The sequence below is a fragment of the Gluconacetobacter diazotrophicus PA1 5 genome, assembly GCF_000021325.1.
Lineage (GTDB): Bacteria > Pseudomonadota > Alphaproteobacteria > Acetobacterales > Acetobacteraceae > Gluconacetobacter > Gluconacetobacter diazotrophicus.
On the sequence record NC_011365.1, the window covers coordinates 3150346 to 3168001 of the forward strand.

The 17656-nt window shown below is 71.6% G+C and carries 12 protein-coding genes and 1 tRNA gene; 9 read left to right on the plus strand and 4 right to left on the minus strand.

The genetic code is table 11. The features are described 5' to 3' along the window. Positions 1-68: 68 nt before the first annotated feature. The 3 genes from GDIA_RS14440 to metH all read right to left on the minus strand — a co-directional run bounded on the left by GDIA_RS14440 (position 69) and on the right by metH (position 4808). Entirely contained in the window at positions 69-617 is a 549-nt protein-coding gene (locus GDIA_RS14440; protein WP_012228138.1) for a CvpA family protein, read from the minus strand. A 167-nt stretch (positions 618-784) separates the two neighbouring features. Next, entirely contained in the window at positions 785-1231 is a 447-nt protein-coding gene (locus GDIA_RS14445) for a phosphoribosyl-ATP pyrophosphatase (RefSeq protein ID WP_012228137.1), read from the minus strand. A gap of 70 nt (positions 1232-1301) precedes the next feature. Further along, positions 1302-4808 (minus strand): methionine synthase, encoded by a 3507-nt coding sequence (gene metH / locus GDIA_RS14450; protein ID WP_012228136.1) that lies wholly within the window; start codon positions 4806-4808, stop codon positions 1302-1304. Positions 4809-5025: 217 nt separating this feature from the next. On the opposite strand from metH, the gene GDIA_RS14455 reads away from it, so the two are divergent. The 8 genes from GDIA_RS14455 (at position 5026) to GDIA_RS14490 (ending at position 16851) form a co-directional block, all read left to right on the plus strand. Next, complete coding sequence (locus GDIA_RS14455; RefSeq protein ID WP_012554638.1) at positions 5026-5403, plus strand: hypothetical protein; 378 nt, start codon at positions 5026-5028, stop codon at positions 5401-5403. A gap of 60 nt (positions 5404-5463) precedes the next feature. Continuing rightward, a complete protein-coding gene (locus GDIA_RS14460; RefSeq protein WP_012554639.1) occupies positions 5464-7689 on the plus strand; it encodes a peptidase domain-containing ABC transporter in 2226 nt (741 codons plus the stop codon). Next, complete coding sequence (locus tag GDIA_RS14465; protein WP_012554640.1) at positions 7686-9125, plus strand: HlyD family type I secretion periplasmic adaptor subunit; 1440 nt, start codon at positions 7686-7688, stop codon at positions 9123-9125. Before GDIA_RS14460 ends, GDIA_RS14465 begins: the two co-directional genes overlap by 4 nt. A 99-nt stretch (positions 9126-9224) precedes the next feature. Continuing rightward, positions 9225-11006: a tetratricopeptide repeat protein gene (locus GDIA_RS14470; RefSeq protein WP_012554641.1), complete on the plus strand. Its 1782-nt coding sequence runs from the start codon at positions 9225-9227 to the stop codon at positions 11004-11006. 3 nt (positions 11007-11009) lie between these two features. Further along, positions 11010-14039 (plus strand): glycosyltransferase, encoded by a 3030-nt coding sequence (locus GDIA_RS14475; protein ID WP_244410122.1) that lies wholly within the window; start codon positions 11010-11012, stop codon positions 14037-14039. A gap of 39 nt (positions 14040-14078) precedes the next feature. Beyond that, on the plus strand, positions 14079-15203 hold the full coding sequence (locus tag GDIA_RS14480; RefSeq protein ID WP_012554643.1) for a hypothetical protein: 1125 nt from the start codon (positions 14079-14081) through the stop codon (positions 15201-15203). A 23-nt stretch (positions 15204-15226) separates the two neighbouring features. Further along, entirely contained in the window at positions 15227-16504 is a 1278-nt protein-coding gene (locus tag GDIA_RS14485; RefSeq protein WP_012554644.1) for a glycosyltransferase family 4 protein, read from the plus strand. 8 nt (positions 16505-16512) lie between these two features. After that, positions 16513-16851 (plus strand): YnfA family protein, encoded by a 339-nt coding sequence (locus GDIA_RS14490; protein ID WP_012554645.1) that lies wholly within the window; start codon positions 16513-16515, stop codon positions 16849-16851. Positions 16852-16889: 38 nt separating this feature from the next. Here GDIA_RS14490 and ppa read toward each other — a convergent pair whose 3' ends face one another. Next, complete coding sequence (gene ppa / locus GDIA_RS14495) at positions 16890-17414, minus strand: inorganic diphosphatase (RefSeq protein ID WP_012554646.1); 525 nt, start codon at positions 17412-17414, stop codon at positions 16890-16892. A 127-nt stretch (positions 17415-17541) separates the two neighbouring features. Between ppa and GDIA_RS14500 the strand changes: the two genes are divergently transcribed. After that, positions 17542-17615 (plus strand) — tRNA-Ile (locus GDIA_RS14500). The last annotated feature ends 41 nt before the right edge of the window (positions 17616-17656 follow it).

Consider the following 17656-nt stretch of genomic DNA (forward strand, 5'->3'; position numbering starts at 1 on the left):
ACCTCTTTTCCTCGACGGGCGCCCGGGTGGTGCTTCCCGGGCAGGCACAAGGCGGCCCCGCGAAGGGGTCAGATCGGGGCGTCATGGCGCGTCTGCATCAGTTGCGCAAGGCTGGGCTTCATGGAAATGGGCAGGACGCGCTGCAGAAAGAAGGCCCCCTGCGACACAAGCGGCAGCAGGCGTGCCGTCTGCACCGCCAGCGGCCATTCGGCGGGCGCGGCAACCAGGCCCGCGACCAGGTACGCCGCGACCAGCACGCCATAGCCCCGCACCCCGCCGAACAGCAAGCCCAGCATGCTGTTCAGCCCGCCCAGGGCCGAGTCCCGGACCACGCGGCCGATGGCCTGCGTGACCAGGGTGAAGACGACCAGCAGCCCGATGAAGGGCAACGCGAAGGCAACGACACCGGCCACCAGCGGGTTGGTGATCGACGGCGCGATGGCCTGCAGCACCGGCCCGGTCAGGCGCGTCGCCAGCACCGCCGCCCCGATCCAGCTTCCCAGCCCCAGCAATTCGCGCACCAGGCCCCGTCCATAGCCGAACAGGGCCGAGACGACCACCACCAGGCCCGCCGTCACGTCGATCCAGTCCGCGCCGATCTGGGTTCCGCCGGTCATGCGGCCGCCCGGTTGTCCATGGAAAGCTGGGAGGGGACCCGGGTCATGGGGTCGGGGCGTTCCTTGTGCTGCGGCCGGTCAAGCGATGGGGTGATTTCGGGCCGGTTATGCCATCACCGGAGGCGCCGCGACAGGGGAAAGATCGCGCGGGGCGCCGGGACGCCGCGTCAGGGCAGCTTGGTGGTGCGGATCTTCCACGGTCGGGCGATGGCGCGTCCGGCCCGCCGCGTGGGCGTGTTGTTCAGGGTCAGCAGCAGTTCGCCCACCTGCGTGCGGCGGTCCAGTTCGGTCCACACGGCGTCGGCGGATACGTTCCGCGCGGCCCAGATCTGCATCAGGCGCGTCAGTGTTTCGGCACTTTCGCGGATCAGCGCCGCGCGGTCATCGGCGATCAGTTCCATGACGCAATGTTCGGCATGCAGCCCGAACGCCCGCGCGATGCGGCGGACATGCTGCTCGGCCCGCGGGTCGGGCGGCAGGGGGGCCGACCCGGCGGCGGCAATGGTAGTGGGAGACGCGACGAGTCCGGCCCACAGCGCCGCCAGCACCGTCCGCGCATCCGGCACGGACGGTGCATCGTCGTCGCTTGGCGGCGGGGGGGCGGATTCGGACATTCCGCCATGATGCCGGGGCGCGGTTCACGCGGTCAACGCCGCGGCAGGCGCCGCCGCCCCGCAAGTGGGCTCAGACCGAAAAATATTTCGCTTTCGGATTGAGAACCACCAGCGCCGAGGTCGATTGCTCGGGGTGCAACTGGTAGCCGTCGGTCAGCGAGACGCCGATCCGTTCGGCGTCCAGCAGCTTCAGAATGGGGTCCTGGTCCTCCAGCCGGGGGCAGGCGGGGTAGCCGAAGGAATAGCGCGAGCCGCGATAGCCCTGCTGCAACAGCTTGTTCATGTCGCGGTCGTCCTCGGCGGCGAAGCCCAGTTCGGCGCGGATGCGCTTGTGGGTGTATTCGGCCATCGCCTCGGCCATTTCGACCGACAGGCCGTGCAGGTACAGGTAGTCCTTGTAGCGGTTGGCCTCGAACCATTCGCGCGCCATGTCCGACGCCTTCTGCCCCACGGTCACGACCTGCAGGCCGATCACGTCGCGCCGGGCGTCATCCACGTCGCGGACGAAATCGGCGATGCACTCGCCGTCCTCGCGCGGCTGGCGGGGCAGGGTGAAGCGCGCGGCCTCGGTGGTGCCGTCGGCTTCGAACAGGATCAGGTCGTTGCCCTGGCCGGCGGCCTTCCAGTAGCCGTAGGCCGCCTGGGGGCGCAGGATGTCCTGCTCCGCCGCCAGGGCCAGCATGCGGCGCAGCACCGGGCGCAGTTCCTGCCGGGCCCAGCCCATGAAATCGTCCAGCGAGCGGCCCTGCTTGCGGAAGCCCCACTGGAATTGATACAGCGACCGCTCGTTCAGGAACGGCAGCACGGCGTCCGGCGCGGCCTCGATGACCCGCGCGCCCCAGAAGGGCGGTTCCACCGCCGGTTCGTCCTGCGTCAGGCGCGCCCGGCGGGCGCGGGCGGCGGCCACGTCCACGGGGGCGAAGCCGCGAGTGTCGGCCTGTTCCATGTCGCGGGGGCGGGCGCGGGTGGCCTTGCCGGCGCGGCGGGCGCGGGTGGCGGCCAGGTAGTTGTCGAATTCGCCCTGCGCCACCTGGTCCATCAGCGACAGCCCGTCGAACGCGTCGCGGGCATAGGCGACGCGGCCGTCGGTGCCGTAGGCGGCGGTACAGTCTTCCTCGACATAATTGCGGGTCAGCGCGGCACCGCCCAGCAGCACCGGGACGTCCAGCCCCTGGCGGGCCATTTCCTCCAGGTTCTCGCGCATCACCACGGTCGATTTCACCAGCAGGCCGGACATGCCCACCGCGTCGGCCGCGTGTTCGCGGGTGGCGGCGATCATGTCGGCCACCGGCACCTTGATGCCCAGGTTGACGACGCGATAGCCGTTGTTGGTCAGGATGATGTCGACCAGGTTCTTGCCGATATCGTGCACGTCGCCCTTGACCGTCGCCAGCACGATGGTGCCGCGCGTCTGGCCCTCGGCCCGTTCCATGTGCGGTTCCAGGTGGGCCACGGCGGCCTTCATCGTTTCGGCCGACTGCAGGACGAAGGGCAGTTGCATCTTGCCCGCGCCGAACAGTTCGCCCACCACCTTCATGCCGTCCAGCAGGATGGTGTTGATGATGTCCAGCGGCGGGATGGTCCGCATCGCCTCGTCCAGGTCGGCTTCCAGCCCCTTGCGGTCGCCGTCGACGATGCGCTCCTTCAGCCGTTCGTCCACGCGGTCCGACCGGGTCTTCTTCACCGCGTCGCTGGCCTTGCGGTCCGCGAACAGTTCCAGCAGGCGCTGCAGCGGGTCGTAGCCTTCCTCGCGGCGGTCGAAGATCAGGTCTTCGGCGACCTTCACCTCTTCCTCGGGGATCAGGTGCAGCGGGCGGATCTTGGAGACATGGACGATCGCCGCCGTCATGCCCGCGCGCACCGCATGGTCCAGGAACACCGAATTCAGCACCGCGCGCGCCGCCGGGTTCAGGCCGAACGAGATGTTCGACAGCCCCAGCACGATCTGGATGTCGGGGAAGCGGTCGCGGATCTGGCGGATGCCCTCCAGCGTCCACAGCCCCAGCTTGCGGTCGTCCTCGACCCCCGTGCCGATGGTGAAGGTCAGCGGGTCGATCATCAGGTCGGATTGCGGCAGTCCATGCCGGTCGCAGGCGAATTCGACCAGGCGGGTGGCGATGCGCAGCTTGTCCTCGGCGGTCTTGGCCATGCCGACTTCGTCGATGGTCAGCGCCACGACGGCGGCGCCGAACTTGCGCGCCAGAAGCATGCGGTCGGTGGCGTGGCCCTCGCCGTCCTCGAAATTGATCGAGTTGATGATCGCCTTGCCGCCGTACAGCTTCAGCGCGGCCTCGATCACCGGGGTTTCGGTGGAATCGATGACCAGCGGCGCGTTGACCGAAGAGGTGAAGCGGGTCACGACCTCGTTCATCTCGCGCATTTCGTCGCGGCCGACGAAGGCGGTGCAGAGGTCCAGCGCGTTCGACCCCTCGGCCACCTGTTCGCGCCCGATGGAGACGCAGCCGTCCCAGTCGCCCTCTTCCTGCAGGGTGCGCCATTTCTTCGACCCGTTGGCGTTGCAGCGCTCGCCGATCGAGAAATAGCTGTTTTCCTGGCGCAGCGGCACCTGAGTGTACAAGCTGGACACCGACGGAATCCAGACCGGGCGGCGCGGGACCGGGGCGGGGCGGTGGCGGCCGGTGCCCTCGGCCCGGCGGCGCAGCATGGCGTCCAGCGCCGCGATATGCGGGGTGGAGGTGCCGCAGCACCCGCCGACCAGGTTCAGCCCGTCCTCGGTGATGAAGCGGTCCACCCAGGTGGCCATGTCGGCGGGCGAGAGCGGGTAGTGGGTCTGCCCGTCCACCAGTTCCGGCAGGCCGGCATTGGGCTGGATCGAGATCAGGCCCGGCCAGTTGCCGGCCAGCCAGCGCACGTGCTCGGCCATTTCCTGCGGGCCGGTGGCGCAGTTCAGGCCCATCAGCGGCACATCCAGCGCGTGGATCGCGGTGGCGGCGGCGGCGATGTCGGGGCCGACCAGCAGGGTGCCGGTGGTTTCCACTGTCACCTGGACGAAGATCGGGGTATCGGTGCCCAACTCGGCGCGGGCGATCTTGGCACCGTTGACGGCGGCCTTGATCTGCAGCGTGTCCTGGCAGGTTTCGATCAGCAGCGCGTCCACGCCGCCGTCGATCAGGCCGCGGCACTGCTCGGCCAGCCCGGCTTCCAGCGTGTCGTAGTCGATATTGCCCAGCGACGGCAGCTTGGTCCCCGGCCCGACCGATCCGATGACGTAGCGGTGGCGGCCGTCGGCGAAGCTCTCGGCGGCCTCGCGCGCCAGGTGGGCGGCGGTGCGGTTGATCTCGCGCGCCCGGTCGGCCAGCCCGAATTCGCCCAGCGTGATGGGCGTGCCGCCGAACGAATTGGTCTCGACCATATCCGCCCCGGCCTCGAAATAGCCGCGATGGATCTCACGCACCAGTTCGGGGCGCGACAGGTTCAGGATCTCGGTGCAGTTCTCCTGCCCCCAGTAGTCGCGCTCGACATCCAGGTCCAGCACCTGCACGCGCGACCCCATGCCGCCGTCACACAGCAGCACCTGGTCGCGAAGGGCGTCGAGAAGATGGGGACGTGCGGTCATCGTGGTCCTGATGGCTGGTGCAAAAGCGGGAGGGTAGCTGTTATTCCCATGCCACCGTCACGTGTCCAGTCCGATGTGACTGATTGGCCGGCGAGATGGTCTGGAGTGGACTATCTGGTGTTTCGGGCCGCAATCAGTAAGCCGAGCAGGCGATCGACGCGGCGGCGAAGGATGGTCTTCCGTTGCGGTGATGCCATGTGTCGGAACGGGGGACTTCATGCAACGGGATGACGGGCGGATCGCGCTGGACCTTGTGGAGGATGCGGCGTTTTCCCGGATGCCGGGCGACGGGGGGACGCTGGTGGTGCGCGTGGGGGCCGCCGAGGGGGCTGGGGACAATGGGGGGTGGCTGGACGTGGTCGGGGTGCCGGCCATCACGCCGTTCGCCCATGGCGCGGGCTGTGTCTGCTGTGCGCCGGATGGTGCGATTGCCGCCGTGCTGGCCGACCTGTTTCGTGCGCGGGTGACCGGGCGGCGTCCCTGGTTCGACCGGGTGATGGTGGTGGTGCCGGCCGCGCTGCATGCGGGGATGCGGCAGGCGCTGGAGGGCAATAACGTGGTTGCGGCGCGTTATCGCCCCGTCTGGCGGCGTTAACCGTCCTTTCGTCTTTGCCTTCCTAGGGTTGCTGCAGCGGGACCTAGTGAAGGACGATCCGTGGCGCAGCCAGACCCTGTGGAAGACACGCGGCCGACCCCGACGACGATCTGCCTGCATGCGGCCGCGGCGGCGGCGCGCTATCACGGGCTGTCGGTCGATGTCCGCGATTTCGTGGCCGAGCCGGGCGAGGTCTCGCCTTCGCCGGCGGCGCTGGCGCGGTGGCTGAACGACCAGGGGGCGGTGGCGCGGGGCATGCGCCTGTCCTGGCGGGCGCTGGTGCGGGTGCGGAGTGCGCCGCCGGTGGTGCTGATGTTCCGCGACGGGTCGGCGGGACTGATGGTGGCGGGCGATCCGGCGCGCGGCGTCGTGTGGCTGCGCGACCCGATGGGGGACGAGGGCACGCCCCCGGTGCCGCTGGACGAACTGCGCCTGTCGCAGGTCTGGACGGGCGACGTGCTGCTGGTCAAGCGCCGCCGCGACCAGTCCGAGGCCGACGCCCCCATCAATGCCGAATGGCTGGGCCGCATGGTCCTGCGCGAACGGCGCGCGCTGCGCGATATCCTGCTGGCCTCGATGGTGCTGAGCGTGCTGGCGATCTTCCCGCCGCTGATCGTCATGCAGGTGATCGACAAGGTGGTGAACTACCGGTCCATGTCCACCCTGGTTTCGATCACCGCGATCCTGGGCGTCATGAGCTTCTATGAAATCCTGCTGACCTATGCCCGGCGGGAACTGGCGCTGGTGGTCACGACGCGGCTGGATACGCGGATTTCGCTGCTGGTGTTCGACCGCCTGCTGGCGCTGCCGCTGGAATTCTTCGAACGCCAGCAGGCGGGGCAGGTCATCGGCCGCGTATCCGCCATCTACCGGGTGCGGGACTTCATGACCGGCCGGCTGATGAACACGGTGCTGGACCTGTTCACCCTGGTCGTGGTGCTGCCGTTCCTGTTCTATTTCAGCGCCACCCTGGCGTGGATGACGCTGGCGGCGGCGGGGGCGATCGGGCTTGTGGTCGCCGGCTTCATGCTGCCCGTGGGGCGGCTGGTCGCGCGCAAGGTCCAGGCCGACACCGCGCGCGGGGCGGCGCTGTACGAAACCGTGGCCGGCATCCGCACCATCAAGACGCTGGCGCTGGAACGCACGCGGCGGGAATTGTGGGACGACCGGTCCGCCCAGTCGGCGCTGTGGGGGCTGGCGGCGGGGCGGATGGGCAACGTGGCCGCGACGGTCGCCCAGCCCTTCGAACTGTTCATCAATCGCGGCATCCTGCTGGTCGGCGCGTACCTGGTACTGACCAACCGGGGGGACATGGCCGGCGGCGCACTGATGGCGTTCATGATGCTGGGCGGCCGCGTCGCGGCCCCGCTGGTCGGGCTGGCGCGGCTGCTGGACGATGCCGGCGAGGTCCGCACCGCCCTGGCCGAAGCCGGAACGGTGCTGAACCAGCCGACCGAGCGCCTGGCCATGACCACCGGCCTGCGGCCCCGCATTCGCGGTGCCCTGTCCTTCGCCGATGTCAGCTTCAGCTATCCCGGCGCCACGACGCGGGCGCTGGCCGATGTCAGTTTCGAGGTCCCGGCCGGCAGCATGCTGGGGCTGGTGGGGCGCAGCGGATCGGGCAAATCCACCATCACCCGCCTGCTGCAGGGCGTCAGCCGGTCCTATACCGGATACCTGAAGCTGGACGGAGTGGACCTGCGCGAGATCAACCTGGTGCATCTGCGCCGGTCGTTCGGCGTGGTGCTGCAGGACAATTTCCTGTTTCGCGGCACCGTGCGCGACAACATCACCGCCGGCCGGCCGGGCCTGACGCTGGACGATGTGGTGCGTGCCGCCCGGCTGGCGGGGGCCGAGGAATTCATCGAGCGCATGCCCGCCGGCTACGAGACCTGGATCGAGGAAGGATCGACCAACATCTCGGGCGGGCAGCGGCAGCGCCTGGCCATCGCGCGCGCGCTGATCTGCGACCCCAGGCTGCTGATCCTGGACGAGGCGACATCGGCCCTGGACCCGGAAAGCGAGGCCGTGGTCAACGCCAACCTGCAGCGCATCGCGCGCGGGCGGACGATGGTGATCGTCTCGCACCGCCTGTCCTCGCTGGTGGACTGCGACCAGATCTGCGTCATGGACCAGGGACGGGTGGCCGATATCGGGCCGCACGCGGCGCTGCTGGACCGCTGCGCGATCTATCGCACGCTATGGTTCCAGCAGAACCGGCACGAGGCCCGGGGCCGCGAGCCCGCCCATCCCGCCGCCATGCTGGCCGAGGGGCAGGAGGCATGAGCGCCGGAATGCTACCGCCCGGCGAGGGCGGCGCGATCGAGGGCTACATCCTGCCGGCGGCGGAGGCGTCCACGGGCGACATGCCGCGCGCGCTGCTGGAATTCCATTCGCCCAGCGCGGCGCTGATCGACCTGCCGCCCAACCCCGCCGCGCTGTATATCACGTGGCTGATCTCGACCCTGGCGATCGCGGGCATCGTCGTGATGTCGGTCTGTCCGCTGGACCAGGTCGTGTCCGCGCAGGGGCGGCTGACTTCGACCGACACCACGCTGGTGGTCCAGCCGCTGGAAACCGCGATCATCCGGTCGATCGACGTGCAGGAAGGGGATGTCGTCCACAGGGGCCAGGTGCTGGCCCACCTGGACCCCACCGTGACCGACGCGGATGTCGAGAACATGCGCCAGCAGCAGGCGGCCTATGCCGCCCAGGTCGCGCGCCTGACCGCCGAGGCCGAGGGGCGGGACTATATCCCCGACCCTGCCGACCCGGCATCGGTGCAGGAGGCGGCGGCCTTCCAGCGTCGCCGCGCGGAATTCACCGCCAAGGTCGAGAATTTCGACAAGCAGGCCGCCGGCGCGCGCAGCGACATGCAGGGCAGCCTGGCGGATGCCGCGATGTATGGCGCCCGCGCCCGCGTGGCGGCGAACGTACATGCCATGCGCCTGCGCCTGCAGCGCGACCAGGTGGGCAGCCGCCTGTCCACCCTTTCGGCCCAGAACGACCTGATGGAGGTCGAGCGCGCGCAGATCGCGGCGCAGCAGGCCGCCGGCAGCGCCCGCGCGAAGCTGGAGGGCGTGACGGCCGCGCGCGACGGCTTCATCCAGAACTGGAAGGCCACGGTGTACCAGGACCTGGCCACGGCGCAGCACCGGCTGGCCGATGCCGGGGACGATTACCGCAAGGCGGGGCTGCGCCGCAGCCTGATCGTCATGCGCGCCGACCGCGATGCCGTGGTGCTGAACATCGCCAGCCTGTCGGTGGGGTCCGTCATGCAGTCGGGCAACCAGTTGATGACCCTGGTGCCGGTCGATGGCGGGCTGGAGGTCGAGACGGCGGTGCGGGGATCGGATGTCGGCTTCATCCGGCCGGGGGACCCGGTGCTGCTGAAATTCGCCACCTTCCCCTACACCCAGTATGGCGGGGCCGAGGGCACGGTCCGAATCATCAGCGCCGATTCCTTCGCCCCCGGCGATGGCGGGCATGCCGCCCCCGGCACCGGCGCGCAGGTGCCGCGCCCCGACGCGGGCGGGATGGAGGCCTATTATCGCGTGCGGGTGCGCGTCGACCGCTACACGCTGCACGGCGTGCCGTCCTTCTTCCACCCGCATCCCGGCATGCCGGTCGAAGCCGACATTCATGTCGGCCGGCGCACCATGATGCAGTACCTCCTGAATCGGCTGGTGCCGACGCTGACCGATGGCATGCGCGAACCATAGTGCCCGTCCGGAGACGCGGCCTGGTGGCGATCCGACGCGCGTTTCCGAACGGAAACCCGTGTTCATGACTGGATTTTTTATAACTTTTGGTGGGTCCTGATGCGGGTCTTGTCTGCTTTGGGGGCGCGGTTGTCCCTGCGGGGGCGGCTGGCGCATGGCGTGCGGCTGATCGAGGCGGGCGACGCGGTGGGGGGTGTCGCCCAACTGGGCATGGTGGCCGAGGCCGGGGTGGCGGAGGCCCAGTTTCGTGTCGGGCGGGCCTATCTGGAGGGGACCGGCGTGCCGCGCAGCCTGGTCGAGGGCGCGCGCTGGATGCGCCGCGCGGCCGAGGCCGGGTGGGTCGAGGCCCGGCTGGTGCTGGGGACGCTGTATCTGTTCGGCCTGCCGCGCGACGCGGCATCGGACCATGGCGTGCGGCTGGCGGCCGAGGCGCCGGGCGATCGCGTGCCCGACCCGGACGAGGCCGCGTACTGGACGCACCTGGCGGCCGAGGCGGGCTCCCCCGACGCGCAGGCGCTGTACGGCTACATCCTGGCCGATGGCCCCGTCGGCCTGCGCGACCGGGTGGCGGCCGAGGGCTGGTTCGCCCGCGCCGCCGCCGCCGGCTGCGCGCAGGGTCATCTGGGGCTGGGCCTGACCTGGATGCGCGCGGCGCTGCGGCACTCGCCGGAGGCCGCGTCCTCGGGCGAGGCCGACCGTGCGCGCGCCGCCGGCGCGCTGCGCGTGGCCGCCGAGGCCGGGCTGGGCTCGGCGCAGTTCCTGCTGGGGGCGCTGACCGAGCAGGGCAGCGGCGTCGCCCGCGACGTGGCGGCGGCCACCGCGCTGTATGCCAGCGCCGCCCGGGCCGGGGTGTGCGCGGCGCAGGCGCGCTACGGCCTGGCGCTGCTGGAGGGCAGGGGCTGCGCGCGCGACGCCGTGCAGGGCGAAAGCTGGCTGCGCCGCGCGGCCCTGGCCGGCGACCGCGAGGCCGCGTCGCTGCTGGGCGACCTGTATGCAAGGGGCGGCGACCTGCCGCCGAACGACGTGGAAGCCGCGTCGTGGTACCACCGCGCGGCGGCGCTGGGCCATGCGGCGGCATGCCGGGCGCTGGGGCTGCTGCACCTGGCCGGGGGCGGCCTGCCGCGCGACGCGGCCGAGGCCGCGCGCTGCTTCCGGCAGGCCATGGCGCTGGGCGACGCCCGGGCGGGTGCCGATCTGTGCAACCTGCTGCTGGCCGACCCGACGCTGAGCGCCGCGATGTCGGACGACGAGCGGCGCGAGTTAGGCCGTTCCTTCGCCCGCGCGGCGCAGGAGGGGGATGCGGTCGCGGCGTTCAATTTCAGCATCTGCCTGGCGCAGGGGCTGGGGGTGGAGCGCGACGAAAACGCCGCCGCGTCGTGGATGAAGCGGGCGGCCGACGGAGTGGTGAACGCCCGGTACTGGTATGGCCGCATGCTGCTGGAGGGCCGGGGGCACGCGCCCGACCCGGTGGCCGGCCGTGCCTGGATCGCGCGGGCCGCCGAGGCCGGCATGGCCGAGGCGCAGGTGGCGCTGGCGCAATTGCTGCTGACCGGCAACGGCGGCGCCCGCGATCACGTCGGGGCGGCGGACTGGTATCGCCGGGCGGCGGAGCAGGGGCAGGTGGATGCCATGTTCTCGCTGGGCGCGCTGCTGGGCGGGGGGCATGACATCCCGATGGACCGTGTCCAGGCCCAGCACTGGTTCCGCATGGCCGCCGAACGCGGCAACGCGCTGGGGCAGTTGATGCTGGGGCGCTATCTGCTGCGCGGGCTGGCCGGCACGATGGACGGCGCGCAGGCCCGGCACTGGCTGGACCGCGCCCGGGCGCAGGGCGTGGCGGACGCGGCGGCCGAACTGGCGCACATGGATGGGGCGGGCTGAGCGGTGGTGGGGCGGTTCCGGCCGCAGGGGGTGACGGGTGCCGATCGGGCCGCGTGGCAGGCGTGGGCCGATGCGCGTGCCCAGGCGGCCTTTCGCCGTGCGCGCCTGCTGGAGGATGCGGGCGACCCGGACGGGGCCTGGCGATGGTACGAGCGGGCGAACCGCCTGGCTCCCGACAGCCCGAACGTGATGTTCCCGCTGGCGGTGGCGCGGCTGCGCGGCGGGGACACCGCCGGCAGCGTGCGTCTGCTGCGTGAACTGACCCGGCGTTTCGATTTCCCCGAGGGCTGGGCGGCCCTGTCCGGCGCCCTGCTGGCGGCGGGCGAGGACGCGGACGCCATCGCGGCGGCGCAGCACACCCTGTCCCGCCACGCGCCGCCGGCCGGCATGGATGCGCTGTTCGGGCGACTGGCGGCCCGGGCGGGCCGGCCCGGCTGGTGCGGCCTGTCGGCATCGGGCCGGCTGCATGGCGGTGGTGTCCGCGACCCCGATATATTCTTCGATGGGCAGCCGGTCCGATCGCGGGCCGGGGCGGACGGGCCGGTGCTGCCGCCCTGCTGGCGCCTGGCCCGGCAGGTCGAGGTGCTGGCGGGCGGCGTGCCGCTGCTGGGCAGCCCGCTGGACCCGGCGGCGGTGCAGCGGACCGAGGGATTCGTCGAATCCGGGCCACGGGGCCTGTCGGGCTGGCTCTGGCACCCGGCGGACCCGGACCATGTGCCCGAACTGCGCCTGCTGGACGGGCGGACCGGGCGCCTGCTGCTGCGCCAGGCGGTGCCCGAACCGGCGACCGAGGTCAGCAGTGCGGTGCCGCTGGCCCGGCCGCGCGGCTTTGCCATTCCGGCCGCCTGCCTGCCGGCCGGCCCGGTGCGCGTGCTGGGGTCCGACGGGCGCGACCTGCTGGGCAGCCCGCTGGCCACGGCCTGCGAACCGTGCGGGGGCGGCTGCCCGGGCGAAGCCGATTGCCCGAAACGCCTGCCTACCGGCCGGCCGCCCTGCCGCCCGCCGGATGCGCCGCCGGCCCGTGGACGCCCGGCGATCGTGATTCCGGTCCATGGCGACCGCGCGGCCACGCTGGCCTGCCTGGAATCGGTGCGCGACAGCGTGGGGCCGGACGTGCCGGTGGTCGTGGTCGATGACGCGACGCCGGTCGCGGCCCTGGCCGCCGACCTGGACCGGCTGGCGGCGGCGGGGACGATCCGGCTGGTCCGGCACGCGCGCACGCTGGGCTTCCCGGCCTCGGCCAATGACGGGATGCGCGCGATGGCGGGGCACGACGTCGTGCTGCTGAACAGCGATACGCTGGTGGCGGGCGGCTGGCTGGCGGAACTGGCCGACGTGGCCTATGGCGCGGCGGATATCGGCACCGTGACCCCGCTGTCGAACCAGGCCAGCATCTTCTCGTGGCCCGGACCGGACCGGGCGCCGGACGCGGAATTCTGCCCGGCGTTCGACCTGGCCCGGGTGCGGCACGTGATGGCGGCGGCGCGGGCGGCCAATCGCGGGGTGGCGGTCGATGTGCCGACCGGGCACGGATTCTGCCTGTTCATCCGCCATGACTGCCTGGATGCGTTCTGGCGGCTGCAGCCCGGCGCGCCGGATTCGGGCCCCTTGCGGGCCGACCTGTTCGCCCAGGGCTATGGCGAGGAAAACGATTTCTGCCTGCGCGCCGCCGCCGGGGGGTGGCGGCATGTCGCCGCGCCCGGGGCGTTCGTCGGCCATGTGGGCGGGGCCTCGTTCGGTGCGGCGCGGCCGGACCTGCTGCGGCGGAACCTGGACATCGTGAACGCCCTGCACCCGGGCTATGACGCGCGGGTCGCCGCCCATGTCGCCGCCGACCCGCTGTTCGCGGCACGGCGGCGGCTGGACCTGGTGTGCTGGCGGCGCGGCGGGGCCGGGTGGGATGGGGCGGTGCTGCTGGTCACGCACGACCAGGGCGGCGGGGTGGAACGCGTGGTGCGCGCCCGCGCCGCCGCCTGGCGCGCACAGGGCGCGCGGCCGGTGGTGCTGCGCCCCGCCCCCGGCGGCTGTCGGCTGGAGGACGTGCCGGACACGGCGTCCGGGCCGTCCGCCGCGGCGTTCGCCAGCCCGCGATTCCGCCTGCCCGGGGAAGGGGACATGCTGCTGGCCGTGCTGCGCGCGTCGGGGGTCGATTCGGTGGAATGGCATCATTCGCTGGGCCACGGGATCGATGTCCGCACGCTGGCCGCCTCGCTGGGCGTGCCGTACGAGGTGCATGTCCATGACTATGTGTGGTTCTGCCCCCGGGTGGCGCTGGTCGGGGCGTCGGGCCGCTATTGCGGCGAACCGGGACCGGCGGGATGCGCCGCCTGCCTCGCCCCCGGCGGCAGCCTGCTGGAGGACGGGGAGGGGACGATCCCCGATCGGCTGGCGCGCCACCTCGCGCGGTCCCGCGCGGACCTGCTGGGCGCGCGCGCCGTCATGGCGCCGTCGGATGACGCGGCCCGGCGCATCGGGCGGCATTTTCCCGAAATCGCGGTCCGGGTGACGCCGCTGGAGGACGACCGGCCCGGGATGGACCTGGCATCCTTCGTCCGGATCTATGGCGGGGTGGCTTGTGGCGGGGCGGCGCCGGCGGGACGCGCGCGGCCCGCCGGCCGGGTGCGCGTGGCGGTGCCCGGCGCGATCGGGGTCGAGAAGGGTTATGGCATCCTGCTGGAGGCCGCGCGGGACGCGGCGGCGCGGGACCTGAATCTGGAATTCGTGGTGGTGGGCCACACGCCCGACGACGACGCGCTGATCGGCACCGGCCGGGTGTTCGTCACCGGCCCATACCGCGAATCCGATTCCGTCGCCCTGCTGGCGGCGCAGGGGGCGGACCTGGCGCTGCTGCCCTCGGTGTGGCCGGAGACCTGGTGTTTCGCGCTGGGGCTGGCGTGGCGGGCCGGCCTGCGGGCCGTGGTCTTCGACCTGGGGGCCATGGCCGAACGGGTGCGGCGCACGGGCCGGGGCCGGGTCCTGCCATTGGGTATGCCGATTCACGAATTGAATACGTTTTTGCTCTCCTATGCCTGAAACGGGGCGTACGGGCCCACGGGGAAAAGGGAGAACCCGATGCCGGACAGCATGACCGAAAGCCAGGGCCGGATCGTGGATCTGAAGGTCGCGGGCCACCTGATGACCCTGGACCCTGGGCTGTACTGCGTCTTCCACGCGCCGCAGCCCGATCCCGGCCCGGGATTCGACCGGGGGACGTTCCATCAGGGCGGCGCGGAGGACCTGCCGGGGGTGCGGATTTCGCGCGCGCCGGGGGCGGCGGGCGCCGGGGTGGCGATCGTGACCTTCGACGCCGATGGCTGGCTGGGCGCCGCGCGCAATGCGGCGCTGGTGCGCGTGCCGGCCAACGCGGCGCAGGTGCTGGTCACCTTCTACCAGGACCCGATCCTGGCGTCGGAGATCCCGCGCCTGAAGGTCGTGCGCCTGGCCGATATGCCGGGGCCGACCCCGGTGCCGGTGCCGCAGGGAGTGGAATCCACGCCCGGCCTGGTCCCGACGCCCTCCGCACCCGCGCCGGCACAGCCCGGCGGGGGCATCACGGCCCATATCCAGCGCCGGGGGGATGTGGTGTCCGCCATGGAGGAGTGGATGGGCGTTCCGGGCAGCAAGGCCTGGATCGAGGGGTTCGCCGTCGTGCCCACCCGCCTGATCGCGGCCGAGGACATCGAATACCAGGCGGTGCTGGGGCGCGGCTGGCTGTCGCCCTGGTCGGCGGGGGGCCAGTATTGCGGCAGCCGGGGCATGGCCCTGCCGATCCTGGGCCTGCGCGTGCGGTTGAAGCCCGAGGCCGCGCGCCGGTTTTCCTGCCGTGTCTCGGCCAGCTTCACCGACGGCACGCGGGCGGGGCCGACCGGTGACGGCGCGGTGGTCGAGGCCGAGAGCCTGGCCCCGCTGGAGGCCTTTCGCATCGATATCGCGCCGCTGGACGTCGCCGAAACCCCGGACGCGGAGGAAGAGGCCCTGCTGGCGATCGTCTCCGCCCCCGATCCCGCCCCCGCCGTGCCGAAACCGGCGCGGACGCGGGCCCGCCGCGCGAAGGCCGAAGCCCCCCTGGCGGAAGCCCCGCCGATCGATCCGGTGCGCCCCGGCCGGGGCCGCAAGGCGCCGGGGTCGCGGGTGGAACTGCTGAAGGCGCGCAGGCAGAGGGCCGCGCGCCGGAAGACGTCGCGCGGAGGGTCGTAACCGGCGCGGCGCGGGATGGCGTTTTGAGATATCTGTTCGTCCACCAGCATTTTCCCGGTCAGTACCTGCACCTGCTGCGCCACCTGCGGCAGGACCCGGGCAACGAGATCGTCTTCATCAGCGAACCGAACGACAACCACCTGCCCGGGGTGCGGCGGGTGGCCTATCGCCCGCCGCGCGGCGGGGCCCCCGGAGTTCATCCGGCGGTACGGGATTTCGACCTGGCGATGCTGCGGGCCGAATCGGTCGCGCGGGCGGCGGCCAGCCTGCGCGACCTGGGCTATCGCCCCGACATCGTGATCGGCCACCACGGCTGGGGCGAATTGCTGAATATGGGGGACGTGTTCCCCGGGGTGCCGGTGCTGGGCTATTTCGAATTCTTCTACCATGCCGACGCGCTGGATGTGGGCTTCGACCCCGAATTCCCGTCGCCCCGCGGCAGCCTGCCGGTCATTCGCGCCAGGAACGCCATCAACCTGCAGGCGCTGGCGGGCGGCGGCGATGGGACTGTCCAGGGCCAGACCCCCACCCGCTTTCAATGGATGACCTATCCCGCCTGGGCGCGCGGCGGGATCGAAATCCTGCCCGAGGGCGTGGACCTGGCCGCCTGCTCGCCCGATCCGGCAGCGTTCCGGCGGACGCTGCGGATCGGCGAGATCGCCATCGCGCCGCGCGACCGGCTGGTGACCTATGTCGCGCGTGACCTGGAACCCTATCGCGGCTTCCATGTCTTTATGCGCGCGCTGCCGCGCATCCTGGCGGCGCGGCCGGACGTGCGGGTCGTGCTGGTGGGCGGCGACGGGGTCAGCTACGGCGCGCGCCTGCCGGCCGGATCGTGGCGGGCGCGGATGCTGGCCGAACTGACGGGGCGGATCGACCTTGACCGCGTCCATTTCCCGGGCAAGGTGGAGTACGACGTGTTCCGCGCCCTGCTGCGCCGGTCCGACGCGCATGTCTACCTGACCTATCCGTTCGTGGCGTCCTGGTCGTTGCGCGAGGCCATGGCCATGGGATGCGCGATCGTCGGCAGCGATACGGCGCCGGTGCGCGAATTCCTGTCCGACGGGCGGACGGGCCGCCTGGTGCCGTTCCTGGACCCGGACGGCATCGCGGCCGGGGTGCTGGAGGTGCTGGAGGACCGCGCGCTGGCCACCCGCCTGCGCCGCGCCGCCCGCCGGCAGGCCGAACGGACACTGGATATGGGGGAGTACATGGCACGGTATCGGGACCTGATCGACCGGATGGTGCGCCAGGGGCGGCGGGGCCGCGCGTCCCTGCGGATCGCGGCGCGGTCGGCCTGACGGTGCGGATGCTGCTGGGGTCGTTCGCGGTCTATGCCGCCGCCGCGCTGTGCGAGATCGGCGGATGCTATGCCTGGTGGTGCTGGCGGCGGGCCGGGGCGGGGGCGTGGGTGCTGCTGCCGGGCATGGCCAGCCTGGCGCTGTTCGGCTGGCTGCTGACGCTGGTGGACAGCGACACGGCGGGCCGCACCTTCGCGGCCTATGGAGGGATCTATATCGTCGGCGCCATCGTCTGGCTGCGGCTGGTCGAAGGGCGCCCGGTCACGCCGCGCGACGCGGCCGGGGTCGCGATCTGCCTGGCGGGCGCCGCGATCATCCTGTCCGCCGGGCGCGGAGCGGAACGGTAGGGAACGGAAAGGCCGGGGCGGGGCCCCGGCCCACCGGCTTACTTCCGGGCCGCCGCCAGCGAGGCCTTGATCACCTCGCCCGCTTCCTCGCGACCGGCCCAGCCGGCCACCTTGACCCACTTGCCCTTCTCCAGGTCCTTGTAGCGGGTGAAGAAATGCTCGATCTCCTGGATGACGATCTCGGGCAGGTCCTCGATCTTCTCGACCTTGGAATAGTACGGGTGCACCTTGTCGTGCGGCACGCAGACGATCTTCTCGTCCTGGCCGCTTTCGTCTTCCATGCGCAGCATACCGATCGGGCGCGCACGGATCACGGCGCCGGGCACCACCGGGGCCGGGATCAGCACCAGCGCGTCGGCCGGGTCGCCATCGGCGGCCAGCGTGTTGGGAATGAAGCCGTAGGCGGCCGGATAGGCCATCGGTGTGAACAGGACGCGGTCGACGACGATGGCGCCGCTGTCCTTGTCGATCTCGTATTTCACCGACGATCCCTGCGGGATCTCGATGACGACGTTGATATCGAACGGTACGTCCTTGCCGGGCGAGATTTTCGACACATCCATGGCGGCGCTCCACACTCTACGGAACAGAAAAGAGACCGTCGAACCTATCGAGGCGTGTCCCCATTGCCAAGCATCCCTATAAGGCTTGCCAAACGGCCGAACATGGGCGAAGTGAGGACCGGCCTGCGCGCCCGTAGCTCAATTGGTTAGAGCGGGCCGCTCATAACGGCTTGGTTGCGGGTTCAAGTCCTGCCGGGCGCAGGCTTTGGTCCGGCCCACGCCCCCCTGGACCGGGGATGCGG

Excerpts from the sequence above, each read along its gene's own strand:
- GDIA_RS14465 (WP_012554640.1), top strand. The coding sequence starts at position 7,686 with ATGAGCGCCGGAATGCTACCGCCCGGCGAGGGCGGCGCGATCGAGGGC.
- GDIA_RS14490 (WP_012554645.1), top strand. The coding sequence starts at position 16,513 with ATGCTGCTGGGGTCGTTCGCGGTCTATGCCGCCGCCGCGCTGTGCGAG.
- GDIA_RS14480 (WP_012554643.1), top strand. The coding sequence starts at position 14,079 with ATGCCGGACAGCATGACCGAAAGCCAGGGCCGGATCGTGGATCTGAAG.
- GDIA_RS14440 (WP_012228138.1), bottom strand. The coding sequence starts at position 617 with ATGACCGGCGGAACCCAGATCGGCGCGGACTGGATCGACGTGACGGCG.
- GDIA_RS14470 (WP_012554641.1), top strand. The coding sequence starts at position 9,225 with ATGCGGGTCTTGTCTGCTTTGGGGGCGCGGTTGTCCCTGCGGGGGCGG.
- GDIA_RS14455 (WP_012554638.1), top strand. The coding sequence starts at position 5,026 with ATGCAACGGGATGACGGGCGGATCGCGCTGGACCTTGTGGAGGATGCG.
- GDIA_RS14445 (WP_012228137.1), bottom strand. The coding sequence starts at position 1,231 with ATGTCCGAATCCGCCCCCCCGCCGCCAAGCGACGACGATGCACCGTCC.
- metH (WP_012228136.1), bottom strand. The coding sequence starts at position 4,808 with ATGACCGCACGTCCCCATCTTCTCGACGCCCTTCGCGACCAGGTGCTG.
- ppa (WP_012554646.1), bottom strand. The coding sequence starts at position 17,414 with ATGGATGTGTCGAAAATCTCGCCCGGCAAGGACGTACCGTTCGATATC.